We start from the raw sequence: 1,966 nt of genomic DNA, 5'->3' as shown, positions 1-1,966 counted from the left end.
GGCTACTCGGCCGAGGCGGTGGCCGCCTTCCAGCCCGACCTGCTCGTGGTCACGCCCTCGCACCATTCGGCGCTGTCGCTGGTCGATGCCTTCGACCGCGCGAAGCTGCCCTGCGTGGTGCTCGCGCATCCCGACCTGCCCTCGGTGTTCCGCAACATCGACCTGCTCGGGCGCGCGACGGGTGCCGACGAACAGGCCCGCCGGGTGCGCGAGGACATGCAGGCGCGGCTGGCCGCGATCGAGCGCCGGCTCGAGGGTGCGCCGCGCCGCAGCGTCTATTTCGAAACGGCGGCCGCCGCGCGCGGCGCCTTCCAGACCGTGGGCACGGGCCACTATGCCAACGACGCGCTGGGCTGGGCCGGCGGACGCAACGTGTTCGCCGACCTCCAGGGCGCGGCCCAGGTCAGCGCCGAAGCGATCTTCGCGCGCGACCCCGACGTGATCGTCTCGCTGCAGCAGGTGCCGCGCGATCCGGCGCTGATCGGCCAGCGCCCCGGCTGGCACACGCTGCGCGCCGTGCGCACGAACCGCGTGGTCGTGCTCGAGCGCGGCCACAAGCTGATTCCAGGTCCGCGCCAGATCGAGGCCGTCGAGCAGTACGCGCGCGCGCTGCATCCGGAGCGCTGCGCATGAGGCACGCGACCGACGGCCGACGTGCATCGATGGCCACGGTGTGGCTCGTGCTGCTCCTGCTGCTGGCAGCGGCCGTGGTGCTCGCGCTGAGCGTGGGCGCCGCCACGGTCTGGCCCACGCAATGGTGGGGCACCGACACCTTGCAGGCCGAACTGGTGCGCGTGTGGCGCGCGCCGCGCGTGGCCGGGGCCTTCTTCGTCGGCGCCAGCCTGTCGCTGGCGGGCCTGGTGTTCCAGGGCGTGTTCCGCAATCCGCTGGCCGAACCCTATCTGCTCGGTAGCGCCAGCGGCGCGGCCGTGGGCGCCGCGGTCTCGCTGCTGCTGCCGGCGCTGGTGCCCACCGCGCTGAGCCTGCCGGTGCTGGCCTTCGCGGGCGCCTGGGGCGCGAGCTGGCTGGTGCTGCTGGCCGGCAGGCTCGGCGGTGGCTGGCAGAGCAACCGCCTGCTGCTCGCGGGCGTCGGGCTGGCCGCGATCCTCGCGGCGCTGCGCAGCCTCATCGTGATCGTGTTCGGCGACGAGTCGACCAACCTGCGCGCCATCATCTCGTGGCAGCTCGGCGGCGTGCAGACGCCGACGAGCGCCGAGATCGCCGTGCTCGCGCCCGTGCTGCTGGTGCTGGTGCTGCTGGTGCGCGCCCTGGGCCGCGGCCTCGACGCGCTCGGCCTGGGCGAGGACACGGCCCATGCGATGGGCGTGCGCGCCGCCTCGTTCTCGGCGCGTGCCGTGCTCGTGGCCTCGCTCGCGACCGCGCTGGCCGTGAGCTGGGGCGGCCTGATCGGCTTCGTGGGCCTGATCGTGCCGCACGTGATGCGCTGGTGGATCGGCCCGCTGCATGCGCGGCTCACCGTTCCCTGCGCCATCGCGGGCGGCGGCCTCATGGTGCTGGTGGATGCGCTGGCGCGCTCGGCCATGGCCCCGAGCGAGATCCCCGCGGGCCTGCTGACGGCGCTGATCGGCGGTCCCTTCTTCCTCGCGCTGCTGCTGTGGAGGCGCGGATGACGGCCGATGCCCTGCGCCTCGAAGGCCTGCGGGTGCAGGCCTCGGGCCGCACCCTGCTCGACGGCATCGACCTCGCGATCCCCGAGCGTGGCCTGTTCGGCATCGTCGGCCCCAACGGCTCGGGCAAGACCACGCTGCTGCGCGCCGCGCTCGGTCTGGTGCGCCCGCGCGAGGGCCGTGTCGCGCTGCTCGGGCGCGGGCTCGACCAATGGAAACCGGCCGAGCTCGCGCGCCACATCGGCTATGTCGCGCAGCACGGCGAGAGCCATTGGGACCTGACGGTGCGCGAGATGCTGCAGCTGCAGCGCCCGGGCCGCGCGCCAGATCCCGCGCTG

General features: G+C 74.2%; 3 protein-coding genes. All 3 read left to right on the top strand.

What is annotated here, in order from left to right; translation table 11 throughout:
- The coding region (locus AC27VN_RS40050; RefSeq protein ID WP_490880297.1) for an ABC transporter substrate-binding protein at window positions 1-633 on the top strand (633 nt) is incomplete at its 5' end.
- Entirely contained in the window at window positions 630-1,631 is a 1,002-nt protein-coding gene (locus AC27VN_RS40045; protein WP_490880296.1) for a FecCD family ABC transporter permease, read from the top strand. The genes AC27VN_RS40050 and AC27VN_RS40045, both read left to right, overlap by 4 nt.
- Window positions 1,628-1,966, top strand: a 339-nt coding sequence (locus AC27VN_RS40040) for an ATP-binding cassette domain-containing protein (RefSeq protein ID WP_490880295.1), incomplete at its 3' end; no start/stop codon positions are given. The genes AC27VN_RS40045 and AC27VN_RS40040, both read left to right, overlap by 4 nt.

It is taken from the genome of Variovorax sp. 20P10.2.4 (assembly GCF_058244205.1).
The sequence above is the reverse complement of the archived record's forward strand: the minus strand, read 5'-3'. Positions and strand labels throughout refer to the sequence as shown.

What these genes read in the sequence shown, in the direction of transcription:
- AC27VN_RS40045 (WP_490880296.1), top strand. Translation starts at nt 630, where the DNA reads ATGAGGCACGCGACCGACGGCCGACGTGCATCGATGGCCACGGTGTGG.